This is a genomic window from Rhizobium sp. BK212, assembly GCF_014197475.1.
In the GTDB taxonomy this organism is placed as follows: Bacteria; Pseudomonadota; Alphaproteobacteria; order Rhizobiales; family Rhizobiaceae; genus Rhizobium; species Rhizobium anhuiense.
Map to the genome: position 1 here is coordinate 375657 of NZ_JACIFS010000005.1, position 25046 is coordinate 400702.

Sequence of the window (25046 nt, forward strand, 5' to 3'; positions counted from 1 at the left end):
GATGGCTGCGACGAAGTACCCGCTTTTCACCGAAGAAAACTCGGTCGAGGCCGTCAATGCGCGCATGGGCGGGGATATCGATCCCCGCCTGCGTGAGATCATGTCGGTTCTCGTGCGGCATCTCCATGCTGCAGTGAAAGAGATCGAGCCGACTCATGAGGAATGGCTGACGGCGATCGACTTTCTCACCAGAACTGGCCAGATGTGCAATGAATGGCGGCAGGAATACATTCTGCTCTCGGATGTGCTGGGTGTTTCGATGCTGGTCGATGCGATCAACCATCGCCGGCCTTCCGGCGCGACGGAAAACACCATTCTCGGTCCGTTCTACGTGCCGGAAGCACCGCGTTATGCACGGGGAGCGAATATCTGCCTCGACGGCAAGGGCGAGCCGCTCGTGGTCGGCGGCTTCGTCAGGGATACCGCTGGCAATCCGATCGAGCACGCATTGATCGACGTCTGGCAGACCAATGACGACGGCTTCTATGACGTCCAGCAAAAGGGCACGCAGCCGGACTGGAACCTGCGTGGTGTCTTCACGACGGACGGCGAGGGCAGCTATCGGTTCCGCTCCGTCAAGCCGCGCTATTATCCCATCCCCGACGACGGGCCGGTGGGCAAGCTTCTGGGCCGCCTGGGCCGGCATCCGAACCGCGCGGCGCATATCCATTTCATCGTCAGCGCCGAGGGGTATGATCCCGTTGTCACCCATATCTTCCCCCCTGATTGCCAATATCTGGATCAGGATGCGGTGTTCGGAGTGAAGGAGAGTCTCATCGCCGATTTCCGGACGCAGCAGGAGGACGCCGTGGGCGAGGACGAGGGCCTCAAGGCGCCTTATTGGCAGGTGGACTGGGATTTCGTGCTGACAAAAAGGGCTGAGATCTGAGATGGAGGACTTCGTCTATACCGGATTGGCAACGCGCGTGATTTTCGGCACCGGCACGCTCAAACAGCTTGCCGATGAGGCCAAGCGGCTCGGCATGTCCCGGCCGCTGGTCCTCTCCACGCCGCATCAGGTGAGCGAAGCGGAAAGAGTGGCGGGCCTGATCGGACCCCAGGCCGCGGTCTTTTCCGGCGCCGTCATGCATACTCCCGTCGAGGTGACGATGGAGGCGATGAAGGTCGCTGCGGAAGCCGGCGCCGACGGCGTGATCGCGATTGGCGGCGGCTCGACCACCGGTCTTTCCAAAGCGATCGCGCTGCGCACGGATTTGCCGCAGCTCATCGTGCCCACGACCTATGCAGGGTCGGAAATGACACCCATTCTCGGACAGACCGAAAATGGCAGCAAGACAACGCTTCGGGACAATCGCGTGCTGCCGGAAACGGTGATCTATGATGTCTCGCTGACATTGGGGCTGCCAGTGGGTCTATCTGCGGTCAGCGGCCTCAACGCGATCGCGCATGCGGTTGAAGCGCTCTATGCTCGCGACCGCAATCCGGTGACCGATCTGATGGCAGAGGACGGGATCCGCGCCCTGGCGCGGGCATTGCCGCGTATCGGCCGCGATGGCCTGGATGTGGAGGCCCGCTCGGATGCTCTCTACGGCGCATGGCTCTGCGGCATCAGCCTGGGTTGCGTCGGCATGGCGCTCCATCACAAGCTTTGCCACACGCTGGGCGGCATGTTCGACCTGCCGCATGCCGAAACCCACAGCGTGATCCTGCCTTACGTGATGCGGTATAATATGCAGGCCGCTCCCGATGCGGCCCAGAAGGTCGCGCGGGCACTCCGAGCGGACAATGCCGCAACCGGGCTTCGCAACCTCGCACAGGTGATCGGGGCACCCCTGTCACTTGCGCAGATCGGAATGCCGGCCGAAGGCATAGGGACGGCGGCCATCGAGGCAACTTCCAATCCCTATTGGAACCCGGCGCCCGTCACCGAACCGGCCATTCGCGCGCTGTTGACGGACGCATTCGACGGCGTTTGGCCCGACTGACTGTTTTCGGGCTGCGCGATAGCTGTCGATCCTCAAATGTGGAGCGTCAAAGGACCGAAATCATGCCGCCATGGCAACACGGCGGCATCAGAGCGACATCAAAGACCGGCGGCGCTGGTTGGCCGCCAGCAAGTTAGTCCTCCGCCGGACCGTAGAGCCCGAGTTGGTCGAGCAGCGCCCGCTGCCGGTCGGCGCTTTCGACGAGCAGGGCGGTGTAGCGATCGATGAGCCGGCTGCGATGGCAGGGATCCGAAACGGCCGAGAGCCCGCCCAGGATCGCCGCGACCTTCATCGAGGTCTGCTGCAACTCGTTGAGGATCTCCGTCTTGCCGCCGGCCTCCGCGACTGCCTGCTTCGTTACCTGGCCGATGCCTGCCGGCGTGCGGCTGCCGGCCGACACGTAACCCTCCGGCAGGTCGCCCTTGAGATTGGTGACCGATTTGAAGCGGATGACGTCGAAGATCTGGTCGACCGCCTGCTTGGCGCCGTTCACCCGTGAGGGATGGTCGGTGTCGGCGGCGGCGTGCGGCAGCAGTTCCAGCTTGCCCTTATGGCGCTCTTCGAGTGGCAGGTAAGGAAGTATCGGCCCGCTGAGCTTGCCGGTCGCGGCGTCCTTGAAGAGGTCGGCGTCGATCGCCGCATGAGCAATCTTGCCCGACGACAGGGCCTCGTCGAGCGCGGCGACATCGACGACCTCGCCCCGATCGTAGTTGACCAGCACCGCGCCATCCTTCATAGCGCCGAGCACCTTCGCATCGACAGTGCCGGCGTTGGAATAGACGCCGGTTGACCCGTCCAGGCGGCCGAGACCGATATGGACGGAGAGTATGTCGGCGCCGCTCGCCGCTTCAACCGGAGTCTTGGCGTAGTCGAAGCCTTCCGCCTCAATCCAGCGCTGGTGATGCTGGCGGGCGTAGATCGCCACCTTCATGCCGAAAGCCTTGGCGAGCTTGGCGACTTCGCGGCCGATATTGCCATAGCCGAGAATGGCGATTTTCCGGCCTTCGAGCTTGGCGGTCGGAAAATCCTTGAGCTGGCGGCCTGTATCGAAGTCGCCCCCGGCGACCATCCGATGCAGCCTGTCGACCGGCAGATCGGGCACGACCTTCAGGATCGCCTTGATCGCCATCTGAGCGGTCGCCCGGCTGTTGATGCCCGGCGTATTCATCAGCGGCGCGTTGCCGCCTTCGCCATTGCCGCCACCCCAGGAGGCCGAGCCCATATTGCCGGTGCCTGCACCGATGCGCACGCCGCCGAGCGGAAATACGGAGGCTTTTGGGATGAAGGTCGCGGCTGCGATCAGCGCGTCGTACTGGCCCCTGTCGGTTTGCGGCAGGATCTCTGCCTCCGTGCTCAGGTTTGGCTGATAGAAGAAATGGACGCGGCCCTTCTCGAGCGTCGATCGGTCGCCCAGCGCCCCGAGGTGGAAGACGCCACCCTTTTCCTCGATATATGCCTTGATCTCGCTGTGATCCGGCTGCCCCCCGGCGTCGAAGCGCAGGCCGACCAGGTCGGCGATCAGCACGGTATAGGCGCGCGCCGGATCCTCCTTGCGGGCCGCTGCACCAGCGCCGGCAGGCGCCTCGAACGTGACGCCCTCCTTCGCCAATTCCTCTTCGAGAACGACGATCTTGGCGCGCAGATAGGCGTATTGCAGATTCTCCAGCAGTGCGACGACATCTTCCGGCTCGCGGATGCCGCCAACCCAGGCGCGGTAGTCGCCGGGTGTACCCGGGAAAGCATTGACGTAGCGGGCCGCGTCGAGGCCGGGCTCGTATTCGCCGTTCGGATGGGTCATGCCCTCATAGCCGAGCAGTTGTTTCGATCGCGCGATGATGCGGGCATGGATGTCGGCATCGGCGATGCCGTCATCCTCGACCTTCAGAAGCGTCACCGCCGCGCCGCGGCGCTCGGCATCGGTGACGGTTAGCGACAGAAGCGGATGCGACTTGACCCAGTCGTCGATCACGTTGCGATTGGCGGCAGAGCGGCGATTGAGCTCGACGACGGAGCCGACCCGGGCCTCCGACTGCAACAGGCCGAAGGTGGTCTCGGCAAAAGCGAGCGCGCTGTAGGTGTTGATGACGCCGCCGAGCATGCGGTCTTCGGCAGCATCGTAGAACGGCCCTGCATCGACGGAGCGCTTCGCCGAAAACGGCCGCCTCGGATCGATCGGCGGTGCGATCTTCAACTGGCGTGGGATCGCCCAGGCCGGATCCTGCTGGTTCTTCTCGATCAATGCCAAAGCATGCGGCGTGAAGGAGGCGACGAAATAGCCGGAAACCCCGCCGATCGCCTTCTGGAAGGGCATGAACAGGCAGCACTTCGCCATGACGGCGCTGACCAGTTCGGGCTCCCACGGCATGGCGCCGAGCATCGAGGTGGCATCGAACACCGCATGGCGATTTGCCGGATCGCCGTCGAGCCAGTTCAAAAGTTCGCGGATCTCACGGCTGGTATAGGCATTGGCGCCGGTCGTTTCGTGACCGACGCCGACGAAGATCGAAACGCCCAGGGCCGACAGCTCCGCTGCCGTCGGGATCACGCCTTCGGAGGCGGCAAAATGAATGCGGCTCTCGCAGCCCTTTTCGGCGAAGCGCTGCATCTCGATCAACTGCGTGGCCCAAGACTGGCGGAAGAAACCGGCGGCCCTGGAGGGATCGCTCTCTGGCCGCGGCGTATCGACATAGACATGCTGGGTCGCGTCGTTGGCGTTCATCAGATGCTGGATGCAGACCGTATAGCCGCTGTGGCCGCCGCCGAGTCCCACTGCCATGCGGTTCGTCTTCGGAAAGCCGAAATAGCGATGGATCGCCCGCATCATGTCGGTCAGGATTTTGTCTGCGGGATAGCCGCGATGCATGCTCCGGGAAATCTCGGCGGTCGTAAAGCCGCCGATGTCGTTACCCCTGTCATCGAACTTGCGATAGGTCTTCTCGATCCACGCGTCGAAGGCCGCGCTCCGAAGACGGCTGTCCACTTCGTCGGTGGTCGCATCCGTGATCGGACCGACGCCGAAGAACGGGTTGGAAGGCCGCTTCGGTGCGCCCGATCCGGTCAATTCGAGCGCCTTCAGTCGCTGTTCCTGCATCTGCGCGATATTCATCATTGTTTGCCTATCTGTGCTTGAGGCGGGGCATGGTGCCGATAATGAAGCGAACGCCTGGGAAAGATGATGGCATATGCGTCGAACAGCAGGCGGAATGCGTCATCCATACGCCTGCGTGACGTAATGCGACGAATAAGGGCGAGGGCATGGTCGGTAACCCCGCAAATCGGATTCGATGCTGATTTGAAACAGGCCTGCCCGTGCTCGACGTCGACACGGCGGACGATACCGTGGCAGCCGGCGGCACGATAAAGAGCCACCAAAGCGCGGGGATCTGGGCAGCTGAACGGTGCGGGTACGGCCACGCCGACCAACTTTGCCGCAGCGATTGTCGTCCGACAGTCGAGCCGAACGCAATCTCGCGGATCGATCCGACGTGGGACTATCTGCGCAATAGCGCGACCAGCGATATCGGCATCTCAACCGCGAAAAAATCCATCACCGCACCGATAATCACAGCCCACACGACGATCAGGAAAATGAGCGCTGCGATCCTGATTTCTACTGGTTGCACTATTCGTTCCGCCCCAGCATATGCCTCCCCCGAGACAAAACCTTGTTATCCCTCGCCAAATCCGCTAGCGCGAGGGATGATGTGCGACCGTGGAGAGCGTGGGCGCGTGCAGCGCCGAAGTCTTGGCTTTCTCAAAGCTGATGTCGCTTTGACCGATCAAGTCGCCGGACGCAGCGCCGTTGCTGCGTTCGAGATAATGGCCAGCAAGGAAGGAGCGGTAGGCGTCTGCGATACCCTCCTGCAGGCCGATCTTAGGAGACCAGCCGAGCGCGCGAAGCTTGTCGACGTTCAAGAGTTTACGTGGCGTGCCATCTGGCTTGGTGAGATCGCACGTGATCTTGCCTTCGAAACCGACGACCTTGGAGACGAGATATCCCAATTCGAGGATGGTAATGTCTTCGCCAGAACCCACGTTCACATGACTTTCGGCGGAATAGGTCTTCATGAGATGGACGCAGGCGTCGGCGCAATCGTCAACATGCAGGAATTCGCGCCGCGGCGTGCCAGTACCCCAGATGCATATCTCTTGCTGCTGGTTGATCTTGGCCTCATGCGCCTTGCGTATGAGCGCCGGCATGACATGGCTTGACCCCAAGTCAAAATTGTCCTCTGGACCATAAAGATTGGTAGGCATGCCCGAGATGAAATCTCTACCGTGCTGGTTGCGATAGGCCTGGCAGAGTTTCAATCCGGCAATTTTGGCGATCGCATACCACTCATTCGTGGGCTCGAGCGATCCTGTCAGAAGTGAGTCCTCAACGATCGGCTGATCGGCGAATTTCGGATAGATGCAGGACGATCCCAGAAACATCAGTTTTTCGACCTGAGCCTTATGGGCTGCATGGATGATGTTCGCCTGGAGAATCAAGTTGTCGTAAAGGAAGTCGGCCGGATAGGTGGCGTTCGCGAGAATGCCGCCGACCCTCGCAGCAGCCAGGAAGACAGCGTCGGGACGATTCTTACTCATCCAGGTCTCCACCTGCTCTTGCCGTCTGAGATCGACCTCGGCGCGGGTGGCCGTCAAAATCTCGCAGCCCTCGGAAGCGAGACGCCGCACGATCGCAGAGCCCACCATGCCGCGGTGGCCCGCGACATAGACCCTTTTTCCGGCAAGGCCGTAGATCACCTCAGGCATAGGCAAAACCTTTCGTGACACCGACCGACGGGACATTTCGTGCCATGACTTTCAAATCTTCGCGAACCATCTCCGTCACCAGCTGATCAAGACTGGTCTCATGTTTCCAGCCAAGCTTTGTGTGCGCCTTCGTCGGATCGCCAATCAGAAGATCAACCTCAGTCGGACGGAAGTAAGCTGGATCGATCTCCACCACACACTGGCCCGAGGTCTTGTCGTATCCCTTTTCTTCAACCCCGTTCCCACGCCAATCAATCGGCATGCCCACCTTGGCAAAGGCCTTGTCGACAAAGGAACGAACCGAGTGCGTTTCGCCGGTCGCAAGCACATAGTCCTCCGGTTCGTCCTGTTGCAGCATCAGCCACATGCCGCGAACATATTCTCGTGCGTGTCCCCAGTCGCGCTTGGCATCCAAATTGCCGAGATAGAGCCTTTCCTGCAGTCCAAGATGGATCGCGGCCGCCGCCCGGGTGATTTTACGCGTCACGAATGTTTCGCCGCGGATCGGGCTTTCATGATTGAACAGAATGCCGTTCGAGGCGTGCATGCCGTATGCCTCGCGATAATTGACCACTATCCAATAGGCGTAGAGCTTGGCCGCCGCGTAGGGTGATCGAGGGTAGAACGGTGTCGTTTCACTCTGCGGGACTTCCTGGACTTTGCCGTAGAGTTCTGAGGTGGACGCTTGATAGAAGCGGGTCTTCTTGGTCAACCCCAGGAGTCGAATAGCTTCAAGTAGCCGAAGGGTGCCGGTTCCATCGGCGTTGGCGGTATATTCCGGCGTCTCGAAAGAGACTTGAACGTGGCTCTGTGCGGCGAGATTATAGATCTCGTCCGGCTGCGTTTCCTGAACGACACGGATGAGATTCGTTGAATCCGTCATGTCCCCGAAATGCAGAATAAACCGAGGATTCTCGACATGGGGATCCTCGTATAGATGCTCGATGCGGCTGGTGTTGAAGGACGATGAGCGTCGCTTGAGGCCGTGAACAATATAGCCCTTCTCCAAGAGCAACTCGGCCAAATACGCACCGTCTTGGCCTGTTATGCCGGTAATTAGCGCGACTTTTCGGTTCTTTGTCATTCCCATATCCATGGTTGCCCTCCAACTCGAATACCAATGCAGAAGTATATGATGCTGTTCATGTCGTACGGTATCACAAAAATGAAAGCGCATCTCCTAATATATTAAGTATTCATGCCTTGAAGCTATAGTATTTCATCAAAGATTTCGAAAATAATTCCGAGTCACTGAAATTATAAAGCGCGTGGTTTTTGGGATTTACATTGTTGATTGCGACAACAATTTCCGAGTTTCGCGAGCTTTTCATTTGCTGCAGGCTGAACTCGACCGCGCGGCGGCTCGTCTTTCCCCATCTAACAACTGCCAGTGTTCTTTCCGCCAGGGCGGTCAAATGCACGGTATCTGTCGAGGCGAGCACAGGCGCGCTGTCGAAGATGACAATCTGGCCGGCCGCGCCCGCCATCTCGATGATTTCTGCCAGGCCGTTCGAACGGACGCGCCGCTGAAGACTGAATTTGCCAGATGGAATGAAATCGATACCGCTTGGGTGGCGGTAGACGATGTCGCGGACATCGGCCCGACCATTCAGGAATTCGTTCAGTCCGTGCACTAGACCCGACCTGAAAAACGAATTGAGTTTTCCCCGTTTGAGGTCGCCGTCAACCAGCAGCACCGGAATTGCGGCGGCGGCAAGTTCGATGGCCAGCGATCTCGCGACCAGCGATTTGCCTTCTCCGCTGTGAGCCGACGTAACGACGATACTGTTCGGCAACTTGCCGCCATTGGACTGCTTGAGTGAAAGCACCACGGTACGGATTGCTTCGTCAAACATCGGGACCGGCATATGTTCGAACATCGTTTTCGAATTTTCCCACCGCGCCAGACGCGGGATAAGTCCAGCCGGTATCGTACGCGCCATCGCAGCTATCTGGTCGAAACTCCGGACCGTCCGGTCCGACATTTCGATCACGAAAGCGGCCGTTACGGCTCCCGAGATTGCGGCCAGGAGGGCGCCCACCAGATAGAAAAGCCGTCCACGTCCCTGTGACGCGAGCGGCACTGAAGCCGGTGACAAAACTTCCAATTCCGCCCCCGGCAGCATGGCCTTCGCGGCGAGGTCGCGGCGCTGGTCCTCAAGCTTGTCGAGTGCCGTTTGTTCCTTGTCGGCGATATGCTGCAGCCGCGTCAATTCCGTCTGCACCATGGCATCGCGTGTGCGTTTTTCATGAGCCTCAGCCAAGATGGATTGTATTGCCTCCGCTTCGTGATCGAGCGCGGCGAGCTTGGCACGCATTGTTCGGAGATATTGCTTGGTCGCAAGGTTGAGATCGGCACGGGATTGCTCGATCTTCCCACGCAGATCCACCACGGCCTCGGCATTGCCGTCATATGTCTGAAGAAGACGGGCGAGATCTTGCTCCTGTGCGCGAAGATCGCGTTGTTTTGTGGCAATGTTGTCGGGGACGGCGATATTCTCCGCGGCGACCGAAGCGTTATCCGTTGCTTCCAGCGTGGATATCGTCGCCTTTACCTCAAGCCGGCTTTCTTCGATTTTCCCTTCGCGGCCAGTGACTTCTATGAGTGACTTGATCCGTTCATCCTGAGCATCCTCTTTCGAGACGACGTCCATCGATTCTTGATAGTTGCGCGCAGCTTCGCGAGCAATATCCGCGCGGGCCTGCTGTTCGGTGATGCGCTGTCGGATCCATTCTTGCGCTGAATCCAGGCGGCCACTGACACTGAACTTCCGTTCATCGAGGTAAACGCTGATGACCCGGTTCGGGACTGCGGCTGCGAGTTGAGGATCATAGGAAGTGAAGCTGACCTGGATAACGTCACTCTTATCTTCGTGCCACACGCCGAGCGCCCTATAATATTCCGGGATGATGGCGTCGACGCTGTCCCGTGACGGCGAGGTGGGTTTTTCCGTGTCGAACAGGCCGCGCAACTTTGCCCGGATACTGTCAACGAGCGAGACCTCGCGCAGCGCTGGATTGAATTCCGGCCGCAGGTTAAACCGCAGTTCGCGGACGACTCGCTCTGCGATGCTTCTGGATAGAAGCCGCTCAGTCTCCGATTTTGCGTCAAGTAGATCACTGCGGCTGCTGTCGTCGGCACCAAGTGATGTTGCGAGAGGCTGGTGGACGATCAATCGGGCCCAGGCCTGATACGTGGGCTTCAACCCAGCGATAATAATTACCGTGGGCGTCATCAGCAGCACGGTTATCGCGATGATCATGATCATTCTTCGCCGGACGAGACGGAAGGCGGATGCCAGATCGAAGTTGTCCGCCTTGGTCTCCACCTGAAAGCGAGGGTCATAGCGCATCGGCGAGATGGGAAGGTTGCGGTCCGGCGGAACAGTGGAAATCGTCATCGTGCGCCAACCATTGCTTGAGGTTTCGCGGAAACGGTTTCGTAGAGGTTCTCGAGCGATCGCATATAGGCCATCATGCTGAAATGGTTGAGATAATGCGCGCGCCCCTGGACCGAGAGGCGGATGCAGATTTCCGGATCGGACACCAGCTTCGCCAGGGCTGCAGCCAGGGCATCCTGGTCTCCGACTGGGACGAAGATGCCGGTTTCGCCGTCGGTAATGACTTCGTCATGGGCCCCAACACGCGTGGTGACGACGGCGAGGCCGTGGGACAGCCCTTCGAGCACGGCCATTGCCAGACCTTCGGCGTGCGAAGGCAAGACCAGGATATCTGCATGCGCACACAGGGCTCGCGCCTCTCCGGCGTCAAGCCAGCCGGGCATCTGTACCAGGTTTGAAAGCGCCATGGCGTCAGCCTGACGGCGATATTCCTCGACAGGTCCGTCGCCTGCCAGTACAGCCCGCCACTGGAGTTCTTTCATGATCGGGTGGCTCAGGGCCAACAGAAGCTCCGTGACCCCCTTGCGTTCGCTCAGCCGGCCAAGGAATACGATCAACGGCGTCTGACCGACGCGAATATCGTGCGCCCCGGGATCGGGGACGCAATTGTGAGCAACGACCGCGCGGCGCTCGTCAACGCCCAAAAGTGTCGTCAGCGTCATGCGATCGCGCCGGCCGAGCGCGACAACGCAATCGGCATTCTGAAACATCCGACGGATGAGCCGTTGTTGGCGCGGCGAGCGTTTCTCGAAGTCGCCGGCGTAGTCGTAGTCGTGCAGGTGCAATATGTGGCAGCACCCGAACAAACGGGCAGCCTCGGTCAGGACCAGCTTTCGGGAGGTGCTGCCGCGGCCGGCGATATGGATATGGTGAATGCGGGCTGGTGCAACAATCCGGTCCTTTGCCATCGTCAGGATGGCCCCGAGCAGCCGTGCGGGCGACGTCACCTTGGACCATCGAGCCCCTCTGGTATCGGTGACGAAATGTTTCGTGCCGGTCTCTTTGGCTGTCTCTGTGATATAGCCGACCAGCCTGCCAATGCCGCCGCCGTTCTCGCAGCCGCCCGGAACATAGTGGCGGACGCTAGCCGCGCTCCGTGCCGCCATTCGAATTCTGTCCGTGAGGGCCTCTGTCAGCATGACCCGACCACCTCCCGATAAACGGCCGCGGCCTGGGCGCCGACGCGTTCAGGCGAATTCGGCCCTTTGGCCCATTCGAGTGCATTGGCACCGAAATTGTTTCTAAGCTCGCCGTTGTCTGCCAATGTCCTGATAGCTGCCGCGAGCTCTTTGGCATCCCCGGGAGGGACCACCATTCCCAACCCATTGGGCTGAACTGTGCCCCGCAACTCGCCGACATCCGTCACGATGACCGGTTTGCCAAATGCGGCGGCAAGGTTGAGCACACCGCTTTGGGATGCTTCCGTATAGGGAAGCACGACGATGTCGGCGTCCAGGAAAAGCTGGGCGACCTCTGCATCCTCGATAAAACGATTGCGAATATCGTAGCGGCCGGCATCCCCCATGAGCGGCTGGAATATCATCGGATTGTCGCCACGGCCTGCGACAGTGATGCGCAGGTTGGGAAGTGCGTCCTTGAGCATCGCCTCGGCCTGGACCAGATGTTCCAAGCCCTTGTAGGCAAAAATCCGTCCGAAAAGCAGGACGCGTATAGTTCCATCCGCTTCGCGCGGCGCCATCTTCTGTTGCCGGGCGAGTTCCGCATAGCGAAGGATCGAAGGATGCGACAGGACATGGACGCAGTCCGGCGATTTTGAATATCGATCGAGGACCAACCGCTTCAGTCCCTCGCCGTGGACGACAAGATGTCCGGATTGTTTCACCATCAATTCGGGGGCCCAGCCGGGCAGCGTTCGCGTATCGGAATCGCCGGGATGGATTTGCACGTCATGAACGGTGGTCACGAGCGGGATCGGGCGCCAGAACGGCACGGCGAGGTTCAGCCAAAGTGTAGAATTGCTGAGGAGATGAATGAGGTTCGGCCGTTCCCGCCGGATCAGACGCGTAAGCTGGTACAGAAACCAGGGATTGGAGAGAGAACGGTGTCTCGGCCAGTCCAGAAGGTGCAGGTCGACAGCCGGATCAATGGAAGAGGCGAGATGTGCATAGCGCCGGCGCGGTACGGCAAGCACAACGTTTAGGTGTTGGGCAACGCCGCTGGCAAATGAGATGGTATAGTCTTCCAGTTCGGAAACTAACAGCAGCGCTTTCATTTTGCTGCCTCCGACAAGCCGACGTCCAGACCGAGCCGTGACAGGCCGCGCACCGAGCGCAAACTATCGCGCGTCCGCCTGAGAAGGTTTGGTTCGCCGGCAAAGAAGAGGCCTTCGACGGCAAGCTTGAACCGGGTGCGCGCATCGGCTCCCTGCAGCTTTGCCGACGCGATGCGATAGGGATAGTGATCCGTCAGATGTAGTCTTGCCGGCAGTTGATGGGTCGAGAGAAACAGGTTCGTCGCTTCAACGGTATGCTGCCAGTGCGTCATCCGCCTCCTCAGCGTGCTCGCATCCTCGGTCGAGCGATACCAGTTGTTATTGTGGATGCGGTAGAATCCAAGCGGATCCGGCAGGGCAATGACGTCCCCCAGAAACGGGTAGATGCCCACGAGCCAGGCGTCGGCTGATATGCGGAATTGTTCGGGAATGCTGCCCGCAGCATTCCATGCGCTACGTCGTACCGCGATGGCTGACGTCATCGGAAAAGGCCACCAACCAGCCGATCTGGTGAGCAGCGCCGACAACGCGCCCGAACACAGGCTTCGAGGGATCGGCTTGGAAGTCGGCGTGCCATCGACAAGCGTTGGCTGCAGCCGGTGATAGACGAGCGATGCCTGAGGGTTGGCGCGGAATGCCGCAGCCGTCGCCGATAGCTTGCTCGGCGCCCACCAGTCGTCGGCATCCAGAAAACAGAGGATCTCGCCCATGCTTGATCCCACAGCGACGTTGATCGCAGCGGCCTGTCCTGCGTTCTCCTGGAAGATCACCTTCACTCGGCTGCCATACGCTTCCAGAACGGACCGCGACTGGTCGGTGGAACCGTCATCGACGACGATTATCTCGACGTTGCGGGCGTCTTGGCTCAACACGCTGTCTATCGCCCGCCCAACGAAGCGAGCGTAGTTGTAATTATTGATGAGGACACTGAGGGCCGGCCGTTCCATGACGCGTCTCAGACGGGTTGCGGCGATGCACCGCCGTACAGCAGCGCAAAGTTGCTTGAGAGGTCGACCTTTAAGCAGCCATCGAGGTTTGGAGCCTCGGCGATGGTGATATCCATAATAGCTTGTCGGCCGAACAGCATCTCGCGCAGAACCGGTGAGGTCGCCGCGACGAATAGAGCGCCCGTCGTGTTGCATAGAGAACTAGGATCATGACGCAGGAACATAGTAATCCTAAACCTTCCAGGCTTCGACTGCAGAGAGAGCCTCTGTCAGAATTGTTGCCTCATTCCAGTAGAACCGCGGCTTACCCGCCACGCTTCACAAGACACTCATCGCCACGGTACCGGCGAACGGACATGCGCAACACCTGCTCTTAAGGGCAATCCGCGGACATGAAGACCCGTCTTTTGGGTAAAGACCGGCTGAAAGCTTACGCCCAACACCGTCTTTGGGTGGAGCGAAGGTGCATTAGGCGTAGCCCGCCCTTCACTAGGACAGATTGACTGCGGCTGTGGCTGAATGATTGCTTGAGAGCAGCGCAGCGCGGAGGCCGACACCTGTTTTTTGATCTGCCGCGATCAACAGTCGCTTGTCTTTTCAAGTCAGTCGGGACGGACAATGAGAGTAGATAGCCTCGGAACTCCCAGCGGACCAACCATCAGTTGGCGGGCCATAGAATGCTGGGGTGCCGGCATATCTCTTTTTTTTCAGGCAGGCGCCCTTCTGCCGCTTATCCTGGCAGATGCGGACGGAACGCTCAGCGAATCTGCCAAATCTATACTGCGTCTTCCTTGCTTTCCGGTATATGTCTTTACAATCGTGATCCTGATACGCAATTTTCCGCAATTTCTAACAGCGCTCAGGCGAAATCTGATTGTTCCCTCGATCCTTATTCTGCCGTTTTTGTCTACCCTGTGGTCAATAGGGCCTCAAACGACCTTGAGGCGCGCAATCGGTCTTTTGTTTTGCGTGCTTCTTTCCTATGTGCTCGCGATACGTTTCACCCCAAGGCAGCTGCTGTTCCTGTTATTTGTGACCCTCGGAGCCTGTATCGTCCTCAGTGTGGTGATGTCAGTGGTGTCACCAAGCCTCGCCAGTATGCCGGATGGCACTATGCGGGGCATTTTCATTCACAAGAATGTCCTGGGCTGGTACGCGTCTCTGATGATCTTGGCGGCGACGGCTGTGCTGATCGACGGGACGCTCGGCCTGCGGCGAACCGCGTTCATCCTGTTGGCCGCGGGTGTGATCTGCCTTGCAAGCTCCGGATCGATGACCGCGATCATTGCAACGTCAGTGGCATATTGCCTGATCGGCTTCTATACCCTCCTGAAAAGAAGCAGCAGCATTGGCCGCGTGGTCGTCGTCCTGCTTTTCGTCCAGCTGTCGCTCGGCATTCTGATTTCGCTTCACGAATTCCTGGTTCCGGCCCTTGAAGCGCTCGGCAAGGACGCGACTCTGACCGGTCGGGTGCCATTGTGGGAGCTGGTTGATCGCGAAATATCCGATCGTTGGATGGTTGGCTACGGTTACCAGGCATTCTGGACAACCGTGAACCCCGAAGCGACGCGCATGTGGTTGAAGATTGGATGGGCGGCACCCCACGCGCATAATGGATACCGCGATATCCTGTTGAGCTTTGGAATAATGGGAATGATTCCGTTTGTTCTGCTGCTTCTCCATGCAATCCGCCAAGGCGCGACCCTTCACTGCCATGATCCGCACTACGGGTGGCTCTGGCTCAATGTCTTTACGATCATGATTCTGGTGATGAATCTAACCGAGAGTATTTTTTTCACTCAGAATGACGCCATCTTCATCCTGTTTACCGCAGCCATCATCATGTTTTCGCTGTATGCACCCGTCGTTTCGATCAGCCGCGCGCCACCTTGGCAGGCGCCCTCGCGCGGCCTTGCGAGCGGGTTGCAGATATCATGAGGCGGCGTTTTGGACTGACGCTGAGCATGTTGCCTGTCATGCTGTTTCCGCAGTCCGGTAATCCGGCTCCGGTCGGGACAGAGATAGATGCGCCCGAGCGCTTGCAGATGCTCGTCAGGGAGGCGACTTGCGCGGAAGCTTCGCCGACTTTGTCCGCCAAGTTGAATGGGACTTCATTAAGCGAGGTATTGAGCAGCAGCACCGAGGCACGGACGATATTTTACGTTTCTCCCGATGGCAAAGACGGCTGGAGTGGCCTCCTTCCGACCGCAGATCAGCAGGGCGGCGACGGCCCTTTCGCCAGCATTGAAAGAGCCCGTGATGCTGCCCGTGAGAAGGGCGGCAACAACACAATCGCGCTGGGTAAAGGCGATTACTACCTTGCTCAGCCGATCGTCTTTGACACCCGCGATAAGGGCTTGATCGTCACGGCAAGATGCAATGAAGCGCCGATTTTGCATGGGGGGCAACGCGTGCTCAACTGGACGCAGCAGGCCGATGGTCGCTGGACGGCGCCGCTGAAATTGCCACCGGATGAGGGGGTCGGTGACCTTTTCGTCAATGGGATACGCCAAACTCGGGCTCGATTTCCCGACGCTCCCGCTGATGGCGATCCACGCAAAGGATGGTTGTTTGCCGCAAAGTGCCAGCCTGCCATCGACGTGCGGGAAGGAAACACGCGCTTTTGTTTCCATGCCGGCGACCTTCCGGCAGTGGGTGATACAAGTGGACTGGTCGTGGACATCGTTGGGGGTTATCAACCCGGAAGCCAGTGGGGCAATGATACGCTCCCAGTTGTATCGATCGATGGCGCCGGCCGGACTGTCTATACGAAAGGCACAGACTATTTCTTTACCGCAGAAGGCAGCCGCTATTTCCTAACCGGAGCCAAGGCCTTGCTCGATGCTCCCGGAGAGTGGTGGTACGATCTTGTCGCGGGCCAGCTTCATTATATCCCCGTCGATCAGTCGTTACCCAGTTCCGTAGTCGTTGCTGGCATTTTGCCGACCTTGTTCAAATTGGATGGGGCCAATGGGATGGTTGTATCAGGGCTCGAGTTTAGAGACGGCGCTCCTGAAGGCAGCGGCAAGTTCTATACGGAAACCAGAGGATTTGGCGCCATACGGATCGAACACGCTGACGGCGTCAAGATTCTCGGCAACAGCATCGAAAATGTCGGCGTCGGGGTCCATGTGACGGAAAGCAAGGATGCGTTGATTGCCGGCAATGTGATTGCCGATGTGGCTGGCAACGGGATTTACGTCGGCACAAATTATGGCACGTTCGGCAAGTCGAACGGCTCCAGAATCCTTTCGAACCACATCCATGACATCGGAAAGGTTTACATTGAAACCGCAGGAATATGGTTCCAGGCGGCTGACAATGTCAGGATCGCCAACAATCTGATCGAAAACACGGCGCAGTTCGGAATCGCCGGCGGTTCGCTATGGGGTTCCAACGACGCCGTCTATAACGCTATCATCGAGCACAACGTGATCCATAACGCCAACCAGCAGACGGCAGACGGCGGCGCCATCAAGATGATGGGGGAGCAAGCCGACTCTCTCAACAGCGTCATCCGCTCCAATCTGGTGACCGGGACCGGTCATCTCATGAACAGGGTCGATGGAACGTTCTGGCCTCCCGGATACGAGAATACCAGCGAATGGCCGTCTCCTATCAGCTGGGCGATCTATACGGATGGGAAGGCGAGCGGACTGCGTATCGAGGGAAATACGCTCTCGGGCAACATCGCGGCGATCGGTATCAATGGCGGTTGGAGCAACCTGGTGGCGGGAAACGTCATCACACACGGATCGGGCGCGGCTTTTCGCGTCGATGAGGGTACCGGCAAGGGTTGGCGTCCGCCATGGGCACGCCCCAATCGCATTGAGGAGAATGTTGTATCCGTCGACAGTGACAGTGGCATTGTAGCCTATGTCAACGCTCCCGATCTTGGGCTTGGATTTGTGCAATTCGCGCGCAATCGCTACAGCGGTAACTTGAACGACAAGAGCTTCAGGGTCCATCCGGAGATCATGCTTTCGGGGGAATTCGGCGGCCTAGGAGATCTTCAGAAGGCTGGAGAGGACACCGGAAGCGTAGTCGCGCCGCCCGAATAACAAAAGGCGCCGCGACGAGCGGTGTTCTGCGGCGATAAAGTCCGCAGCTATGGCGACCTATAACGCCCTTCAACCACGGCGTGCCCGCGCTGTGCTAGGCTTGCGGGTATAGCGCATGCAGGCATGCGCGTCAAAATCGGGGACCTAGAGATCTGGCAGGGTGGGGCAGGTTTCCCGATAGTGGGCGGGGCAATGTTATTGGCAGCGTGCTGTCTCAGCATCTCTGCACTGAGCGTTCCGCGAACGTCAAGATCGCGATTGCAGCCTTCCCGGCATAGGGGTCAGGAATTCCCCGATGACTATAACTATGCGGCACATCGCCGCTGGAACTTAGATCTGTCCGCAGCTGGTTGGTTGTGTCGGACGTCTCCGAACGCTCGCCGGCCGGGGTCTTCATCTCGCCTATTGGGTTAAGCATGTCTCTCTTCCTGACTTTGTTCGCGCTCAAACCTCACGAGCGTTGATCACGCTAGAGTGAATAGCTTCTGCGGCTCTGCGCGGGTCGAAGCGCCATTTCGGGCCAACGGTCATCAAAAAGAGCAATATGGCAAGCGGTGGGGTAGATGGACTTACTTCGAATATTGTACGTCGTCGCGGCATAAGACGTAAATATGAAATCTCTTCTACGTCCAATAGCTGGAGCGGCAAGTATGGAGGCAATCGGCCTGCCGGGATATTCTGATTACAGTTTCGATCGCGAAAGCGTAGGTCATGGGAAATCAATCAGCAGGCAGCAGCCAAACTTCAGTTCTTCATCCAAAGGGTTCCCTAGAATGGACGAATGTCCTTGGCGTTCGCGTTTCGGCAGTCAATCTCAAAAGCGCGACGGCATTTATTCAAGAAGCGATCGAAGACGGCAGGAAGGAATATGTGTGCGTTCGCGACGCACACGGCATCGTCCGCTGCCAAGATGATCCCGAGCTCCGGTCGATCCACAACCGCGCGTTCCTCGTAACCCCCGACGGCATGCCGCTTGTTTGGGCGCTGAGACATGCTGGTCATGCGGAAAGCGACAGGGTCTATGGGCCGGATCTCATGCTATCCGTCTTCGATGCCGGCAGCTCCAAGGGCTTGCGCCACTTCCTTTATGGCGCAACGGCCGACACACTCGAACAACTGCAGGCGCGCCTTCTGGCAAAATTTCCGCAGGCACGGATCGTCGGCTCCTATGCGCCGCCTTTTCGCAACCTGTCGACGCGGGAGGAAACGGATATTGCTGACCGGCTCAATCGGTCGGGTGCCGATATCATCTGGGTCGGGCTGAGCAGTCCCAAGCAGGAACTCTGGATGGCGCGCATGCGCGATCGTCTGGAAGCATCGATGCTCATCGGTGTCGGAGCCGCATTCGATTTCCACGCCGGCCTCAAGCGGCAGGCTCCAAGGTTCATTCAAAGAAGCGGCTTCGAATGGGCGTTTCGGCTCTTGTGCGAGCCGCGACGCCTGTGGCGGCGCTATGCGCTCGTCGTGCCGGCCTTCATCTCACTGACGGCATTCCAGAGACTGGGGCTTCGGAAATTTCCAATCGAAGACAAGGTTTTTGGATCAAGCGTGCCAAAAGCGGCAGCTGTAAAGGTGTAGCCATCATGTCCCTATTTGCTTCGTCAGCAATGAGACCAGGTCCGTCGAAGGCATCCACATCAAATGACATGACGTCGCGGGCGATTCAGGCAGGTTCCGTGCCGCCCATAGCAGCTAAGACCGCCGATCCCTTTGCACAGGCAGCGTTGAATATATCAGTCGCGCTAAGGCGCCAGCTTGCTCGGCTTGCAACGTCGTCTTTCCTGGTCGCCGGCGACATTGCAAGCTATTTGATTGCCTACTTTGTTCTCCTGTCCGTTCTCCCCATTGGTTCGGAGGGCACGATGGTGGAGCGTACGTTCACGATCGCAGCATTCGCTGCAATGATCCTTTACGCGTCGGCCGGCCTCTATCCTGGATATCGGTTGCATGAACACGAACATCTCCGGCGGCGCACCATAGCTGCCGTCAAGGTGGCTGTCCTGACGGCATTCGGAGCAATTGTCCTGCCGGAGGGGGAACGACTGCTGCTTGCCGTTATTGGGTTCCTTGCTCTCGGGCTGATTGTCCAGCCACTTGCGCATTGGCTTGCACGAGGCCTGTGCCGGAGACTTGGAATCTGGGGCGAGCGCGCGGTTGTCATAGGGGCGCGCAACCTTACTCCCGCGCTTGTGGCACATTTCGAGGACCACTGGCAGTATGGTATCAGGCCGGAGCCCTTTTCCCCCGATACTTTGGAGGCATTGCCCGATGGCGGGCCATCCATTGCCGTGATTGCCGGCGACACAGGCTCGCTTGGACCCGACTTGGCGGCGATGCGTCGGAAGTTCGTGGAAGTCATTTTGCTATCCGACACGCCGAGCCTCAAGGTAAGCGGATTGCGACCTGCAGATGTCGGCGGAGAGATCGGCATTCGGCTCACCACCGGTGGGAGTTGGGTCAACTCGGATCTGGTTCGCCGGATCCTCGATCTCGCGATCGCCATCCCTGCAACGATCGTGGTCGCGCCATTCATCGCGTTCGCAGCGGCCGCAATCTATGCCATCGATCCAGGCCCCGTCTTCTTCCGGCATACAAGGGAAGGGCTGTCCGGCAAGCCGGTGCACGTCCTGAAATTGAGGACGATGTACCAAGATGCAGAACAGCGCCTTGAAGCATTATTCCGAGACAACCCCAGCATGCGCGCCGAGTGGTTGAGCCACTTCAAGCTCAAGGACGATCCGCGCATCCTTCCGGTCATCGGACATATGCTGCGCTCTTCGAGCATCGACGAGCTCCCGCAATTGGCAAACATCATTGCGGGCGAGATGGCCTTCGTGGGACCACGCCCGTTTCCCGAGTACCACCTTTCGGCGATGGACGGCGAATTTCGGGCCAAGCGCCGTTCCGTCACGCCGGGGCTGACGGGTCTCTGGCAAATATCCGAACGAAGCAATGCGGATATCGAGCTGCAGCAGCAACTCGATGAGTTCTACATCGACAACCGGTCCTTGTGGTTCGACTTGCACATCCTTCTGAGCACAATTCCTGCGGTCTTAAAGGGCAAGGGAGCTTGCTGACCTGTTCCTCGTCCTTCGGCAATCATCACAACAACGGAGCACACCAATGCACGGACAAAAGCGAATTATGGTAACCGGCGGCACCGGGTTTCTGGGGTCATTCCTGTGCGAAAGGCTTTTGCGAGAGGGCAATGATGTCCTCTGCGTGGACAATTACTACACCGGTTCGCGCGACAATGTGCTGCATCTTCTTGACGATCCTCGCTTTGAGGTGCTCCGTCATGACATTACCTTCCCGCTCTATGTGGAGGTCGACGAGATCTACAACCTCGCCTGTCCGGCATCTCCGGTTCACTATCAGCACGACCCCGTGCAGACCGTGAAGACCAATGTGCACGGGGCCATCAATATGCTCGGCCTGGCAAAACGCACCAAGGCGAAGATCTTCCAGGCATCCACGAGCGAAGTCTATGGCGATCCGGCAGTCCACCCTCAGCCCGAGGACTATCGAGGCAGCGTCAATCCCATAGGGCCGCGCGCATGTTATGACGAAGGCAAGCGATGTGCCGAAACATTGTTCTTCGATTACCATCGCCAATATGGCGTGGAGATCCGCGTGGCACGGATCTTCAATACATACGGGCCTCGCATGCAAACCAATGACGGCCGCGTCGTCTCCAATTTCATCGTTCAGGCGCTTCAAAACGAGCCGATCACCATCTTCGGCAACGGTAAGCAAACGCGCTCCTTCTGCTATGTAGACGATCTGATTGAGGGCTTTATCCGCCTGATGGGGGCGCCGGCCGGCGTTACGGGTCCGATCAATCTCGGTAATCCAGGAGAATTCCAGGTCCGGGAACTGGCCGAAATGGTCATCGAGATGACGGGATCGAAATCAAGCATTGTTTACAAGCCTCTGCCGATTGACGATCCGACGCAGCGCAAGCCCGACATCACCCACGCAAAGCAGGACCTGGGCTGGCAGCCGACCGTGAACCTGCGACAGGGGCTTGAGAAAACGATCGCGTATTTCGAGTGGAAGCTGTCTGGCGGAACCAAGAGCACGCATGGCGTCCAGTCCTCGCGAATGGCCTACACCCATCTGCCTACCCCGGCCGTCGGCCTTCCCGTTCAGGAAGCCGTACCAATCGGGCCGTGAACAGAAAGATCGGTCATTGCAAGGCAGCTCGTGTTCTTTCGATGGGATGGTGCCGGAAACATGAATGTGCATAGCATACCAACAGGAGCCGCCCTTGCGGGTGCAAAACAGCGGTTGGGGCCCATCGTCTTTGCGGTCGATGCGGCCTACGCCGTTCCCTTGGCGACCGCCCTTAGATCGATCGCCGAGAATAACCAAAGCGCATGGCCCTTGAATATCCATGTCATTCATGAGGGAATAGGCGAAGAAACAAAGCAACTGATCTTTGACTCGCTGCCCGCAAATTCTGCAGTCATTCAGTGGCATCCCATCGCCACATTGTCCTTCGCAAACGGATTTTCCACTCGCCCTGGCGTATCGAGGATGACCTTCGCAAGGATCCTTCTGCCGCAGTTCCTTCCGCAGACCTGCAATCGGGCTCTGTATCTGGATGGCGACATCCTGGTCCTGACTGCGCTTGAACAGTTGTGGAATATCGATCTCGGCGAGGCAGTGATCGGCGCCGTACCGGATTACTGGTTGGACAATGTTGTAAGCATCGGACCAAGTGCGACAGGCAGCCCTCGGGTCGAACGTTATTTCAACGCCGGCATTCTTCTCATCGACCTTGAAAAATGGCGAAACGAGCGAATAACGGAACGTTCGCTGGAGTATCTCGACCGCTTTCCGACGACGGAATATTCGGATCAGGACGCCCTTAACTTTGCCTGCGACGGAAAGTGGAAGATCCTGAACCGCGCCTGGAATTTTCAGTTCGAGCCAACGCAGGCGATCGCCCGCATCGCGCTCGAGCAGAAGCTCGCGATCGTTCATTTCGTGACCAACGTGAAGCCCTGGAAATCAGGAAGCTTGAGCCCGAACGTCGCCTTCTACGATGCATTTCGGTCCCGAACCCGTTTTGCGCTTACCCGGTGGGAGCGCGCTCGGAGTGGCTTGAAGCGTGTAGGCTCGCGGCTGCTTGCCCGATCCTCCTTGTTGAGAGCTGCATGGTCCTGCACGAAATCAGCGATGCGGGCGCACGCATCGACGTCGCGCCAATGAATCGGGAGCGACGAACGCGTCAGAGCGAAACGAAGCCGGGTTCGAGTTCCATGAAATACTCCCGAACGTAACGATTGCCTGCGGAGGATTAAGTTTGCAACGCGTTGATGTCGTCATTCCCTGCTACAACTACGCTCATTTCCTTGAGGAATGTGTTGGAAGTGTTCTGTCACAGGCAGGCGTCGATGTACGCGTGCTTATTCTAGATGACTGCTCGCCAGACAATACGCCGGAAGTCGGAAAGGCTCTGGCATCCCGGGACAAACGGGTCACCTATCGGCGGCACACGGCAAACAAGGGCCACATCGCCACCTATAATGGCGGAATCGAGTGGGCGGGCGGCGACTTATTCCTGCTTCTCTCCGCGGATGATTATCTCTTGCCGGGCGCGCTGGGTCGCGCTTCGGAGTTGATGCGCAATCATCCGAAGGTGGGGTTCACCTTCGGGAACGCGCTCATAGCTGAGCCGAGTGGCGTCAGTAAGCGCGTCGATCCTCTCGGGGACAATGGTGTGGCTCCCATGCAGGTCTTGTCGGGCCCGCAATTCATACGGTTGAGTGGAGCAAACAACCTGGTTCCGACACCGACGGCCGTCGTCAGAACGACGCTGCAAAAACAGGTCGGCGGCTATCATAAGGAACTGCCGCATACCGGTGATATGGAGATGTGGCTGCGGCTCGCATCACATGCCGGAGTGGGCTACATCAACCAAGACCAAGCCGTATACCGCAGACATGCTTCGAACATGTCGCTACAATACTATGGACAAAGTATCCTTCCCGACCTCCGGCAAAGAAAACAGGCTTTCGATATTCTGTTTCGTCAAGGTGCGGAAAGCCTCAGGAAAGATGAGAAACTCAGACGTTTTCTTGCCAAGGATCTCGGGAAAGAGGCGCTTCGGCTGGCAGGCATGGCATTCAATAATTTCGATATTGCCACAGCCATGGCTATTCAGCGCTTTGCTCTTGAAGTTTCGCCCGAAGTGCGAAATTCATTGCCCTGGATCAAATTGGTCTGCAAGCAAACAATCGGGCCAAAATACTGGTACGCCCTGAATTCTATCGGGCGACGCGTTGCAGGATGAATGGGCAGGACCGGGCCGTTCATCCGCAAGTACGCAAACAACAGTCAGGTGGTCGAGCGCTCGATCGCTATTATGCCAAGATCGCGGGAGACGGGATGGAGACGAACCCCGGCATCAAAAAACCCGGTGACGCATTCGCGCCATCGGGTTTTTTGAGCAAGACCGTGGGTCCAAGATACGAAGAGGTTTGCCTCAACAACGATCAGTACAACGCCTTATCCACGCTCATGCCGGAATACTGGTTTGGAACAAGTCGTTGAGCTTGAACACGACTTCCGTCCTGTTCGTTGCTTTGACCTTTTTCATAATGTTACGAACATGCACCTTTACAGTGCTTTCTCGCAGATTGAGCTCATAGGCGATAATTTTATTCGCCTTTCCGCGTCGGAGCGCTTCAACGACTTCCACCTGACGATCCGTGAATATGCCGGCTAGCGGGCGCGCGGTCGAATTGCTCGAGTCCAGCAAGTGACGCATGGCGAACAGGGCGCTTGCAGGCACAAAAATTCCTCCTGCCACCGACAGCGCGATCAGCTCCATGCACACACTGACGCTGACCGAGGCGGGTATGAACCCCTTGGCTCCGTACTCGAGCGCCCTGACGATTTGGCCGAAATCGTCGCTATCGGCCAATACGATGAGTGGCGTTGAGGCAAATTCCGACGAGAGCTTCCGGATTTGCTCCGAAACGGCCGGTTCATCGATCTTTTTGCCGCCGACGTTCAAGAGGATTGCCGAAAGCGGAGGATAGTCATCCCGCTTCTGCTTCCACTCCTCAATTGATCCAAATGCCAGAATCTGCAAATCCGTCTTTTGGGCAGCCATGCATTGCGCCAAGCATTGCCGATCGAGTTCACGATTATCGAGAATGACAAGCGAATGCGTTTGTCTTGTCGACAAGGCAAGTGCCGTCGAATTACTTTCTATCGTAAGGGGAAAGGCTAGGTTCTCCTGCCTGGAGTCTAAATTCGGTATAAGTGCTGAATTCACAGCTTCACCCTCCCCTAACACGTTTACGCTCTCACTACGGCTTCGAGTACCAACCCCTCTCAATACGGGGGTTTAGGAAACTCTAAAGTAGGAATCGAATACCACAATTCGCGGAACGTTACAGTAGCTAATATAGGCTAAGTAGCGCACAACTACCATCGTAAGGCGGAAATAGAATGATAAATCTAAGGTAGACTTATATATTACTAGGCGGTTTGTAGAATAGTCTGCGCCGTTACACCGCATTTTGGGCGGGCCACTAAATGCATGGAAACAATCGTCGTCTCCGGCATGGGTCCGGTAACGGGTGTGGGAGGGGGCCCCACCACCAATCTCGGTCGATGCGTGAATAAGGGCGTAAGTCGTCATAAGTAGATACGCCTTTAGGTGAATAACCTTAAACGTTTTG

Annotated in this window: 18 protein-coding genes; 9 read left to right on the top strand and 9 right to left on the bottom strand. The window is 58.1% G+C overall.

Translation table 11 applies throughout. The annotated features are described in order from the left end of the window. Position 1 precedes the first annotated feature (1 nt). A complete protein-coding gene (locus FHT79_RS19105) occupies positions 2-889 on the top strand; it encodes an intradiol ring-cleavage dioxygenase (RefSeq protein ID WP_047619783.1) in 888 nt (295 codons plus the stop codon). 1 nt (position 890) lies between these two features. After that, positions 891-1946, top strand: coding sequence for a maleylacetate reductase (locus FHT79_RS19110; protein ID WP_183903946.1), 1056 nt, complete (start codon positions 891-893; stop codon positions 1944-1946). Positions 1947-2079: 133 nt separating this feature from the next. Here FHT79_RS19110 and FHT79_RS19115 read toward each other — a convergent pair whose 3' ends face one another. From FHT79_RS19115 to FHT79_RS19150, 8 genes are all read right to left on the bottom strand, one after another. Continuing rightward, entirely contained in the window at positions 2080-5055 is a 2976-nt protein-coding gene (locus FHT79_RS19115) for an NAD(P)-dependent oxidoreductase (RefSeq protein ID WP_183903947.1), read from the bottom strand. Between the two features lie 578 nt (positions 5056-5633). Then, positions 5634-6704 carry a GDP-L-fucose synthase gene (locus tag FHT79_RS19120; protein WP_047619745.1) on the bottom strand — a complete coding sequence of 357 codons (1071 nt, stop codon included), beginning with the start codon at positions 6702-6704 and terminating at the stop codon, positions 5634-5636. Next, the gene (gmd, locus tag FHT79_RS19125) at positions 6697-7800 is read right to left on the bottom strand and encodes a GDP-mannose 4,6-dehydratase (RefSeq protein WP_047619747.1); all 1104 of its coding nucleotides are present in this window, start codon (positions 7798-7800) and stop codon (positions 6697-6699) included. Before gmd ends, FHT79_RS19120 begins: the two co-directional genes overlap by 8 nt. Before the next feature lie 100 nt (positions 7801-7900). Next, the gene (locus FHT79_RS19130) at positions 7901-10105 is read right to left on the bottom strand and encodes a polysaccharide biosynthesis tyrosine autokinase (protein WP_028757627.1); all 2205 of its coding nucleotides are present in this window, start codon (positions 10103-10105) and stop codon (positions 7901-7903) included. Next, positions 10102-11244 carry a glycosyltransferase family 4 protein gene (locus FHT79_RS19135; RefSeq protein ID WP_183903948.1) on the bottom strand — a complete coding sequence of 381 codons (1143 nt, stop codon included), beginning with the start codon at positions 11242-11244 and terminating at the stop codon, positions 10102-10104. The genes FHT79_RS19130 and FHT79_RS19135 overlap by 4 nt, the downstream gene beginning before the upstream one ends. Continuing rightward, positions 11238-12338: a glycosyltransferase family 4 protein gene (locus FHT79_RS19140; protein ID WP_183903949.1), complete on the bottom strand. Its 1101-nt coding sequence runs from the start codon at positions 12336-12338 to the stop codon at positions 11238-11240. Before FHT79_RS19140 ends, FHT79_RS19135 begins: the two co-directional genes overlap by 7 nt. Then, entirely contained in the window at positions 12335-13285 is a 951-nt protein-coding gene (locus tag FHT79_RS19145) for a glycosyltransferase (protein WP_029868055.1), read from the bottom strand. Before FHT79_RS19145 ends, FHT79_RS19140 begins: the two co-directional genes overlap by 4 nt. Positions 13286-13293: 8 nt before the next feature. After that, a complete protein-coding gene (locus tag FHT79_RS19150; protein WP_029733089.1) occupies positions 13294-13509 on the bottom strand; it encodes a hypothetical protein in 216 nt (71 codons plus the stop codon). A 394-nt stretch (positions 13510-13903) separates the two neighbouring features. Here FHT79_RS19150 and FHT79_RS19155 point away from each other — a divergent pair, with 394 nt between their 5' ends. The 7 genes from FHT79_RS19155 to FHT79_RS19185 all read left to right on the top strand — a co-directional run bounded on the left by FHT79_RS19155 (position 13904) and on the right by FHT79_RS19185 (position 23647). Then, positions 13904-15223, top strand: a complete 1320-nt coding sequence (locus FHT79_RS19155; protein WP_183903950.1) for an O-antigen ligase family protein — start codon at positions 13904-13906, stop codon at positions 15221-15223. Continuing rightward, positions 15220-17346, top strand: coding sequence for a right-handed parallel beta-helix repeat-containing protein (locus tag FHT79_RS19160; protein ID WP_183903951.1), 2127 nt, complete (start codon positions 15220-15222; stop codon positions 17344-17346). The genes FHT79_RS19155 and FHT79_RS19160 overlap by 4 nt, the downstream gene beginning before the upstream one ends. 711 nt (positions 17347-18057) lie before the next feature. After that, the gene (locus FHT79_RS19165; protein WP_183903952.1) at positions 18058-18924 is read left to right on the top strand and encodes a WecB/TagA/CpsF family glycosyltransferase; all 867 of its coding nucleotides are present in this window, start codon (positions 18058-18060) and stop codon (positions 18922-18924) included. 5 nt (positions 18925-18929) lie between these two features. After that, a complete protein-coding gene (locus tag FHT79_RS19170) occupies positions 18930-20423 on the top strand; it encodes a sugar transferase (RefSeq protein ID WP_183903953.1) in 1494 nt (497 codons plus the stop codon). Positions 20424-20469: 46 nt separating this feature from the next. Further along, complete coding sequence (locus FHT79_RS19175) at positions 20470-21522, top strand: UDP-glucuronic acid decarboxylase family protein (RefSeq protein WP_183903954.1); 1053 nt, start codon at positions 20470-20472, stop codon at positions 21520-21522. A gap of 60 nt (positions 21523-21582) precedes the next feature. After that, positions 21583-22563, top strand: a complete 981-nt coding sequence (locus FHT79_RS19180; RefSeq protein ID WP_183903955.1) for a glycosyltransferase family 8 protein — start codon at positions 21583-21585, stop codon at positions 22561-22563. Positions 22564-22657: 94 nt separating this feature from the next. After that, the gene (locus tag FHT79_RS19185) at positions 22658-23647 is read left to right on the top strand and encodes a glycosyltransferase family 2 protein (RefSeq protein WP_183903956.1); all 990 of its coding nucleotides are present in this window, start codon (positions 22658-22660) and stop codon (positions 23645-23647) included. 225 nt (positions 23648-23872) lie between these two features. Here FHT79_RS19185 and FHT79_RS19190 read toward each other — a convergent pair whose 3' ends face one another. Then, positions 23873-24637 (bottom strand): response regulator transcription factor, encoded by a 765-nt coding sequence (locus tag FHT79_RS19190; RefSeq protein WP_029733098.1) that lies wholly within the window; start codon positions 24635-24637, stop codon positions 23873-23875. Positions 24638-25046 lie beyond the last annotated feature (409 nt).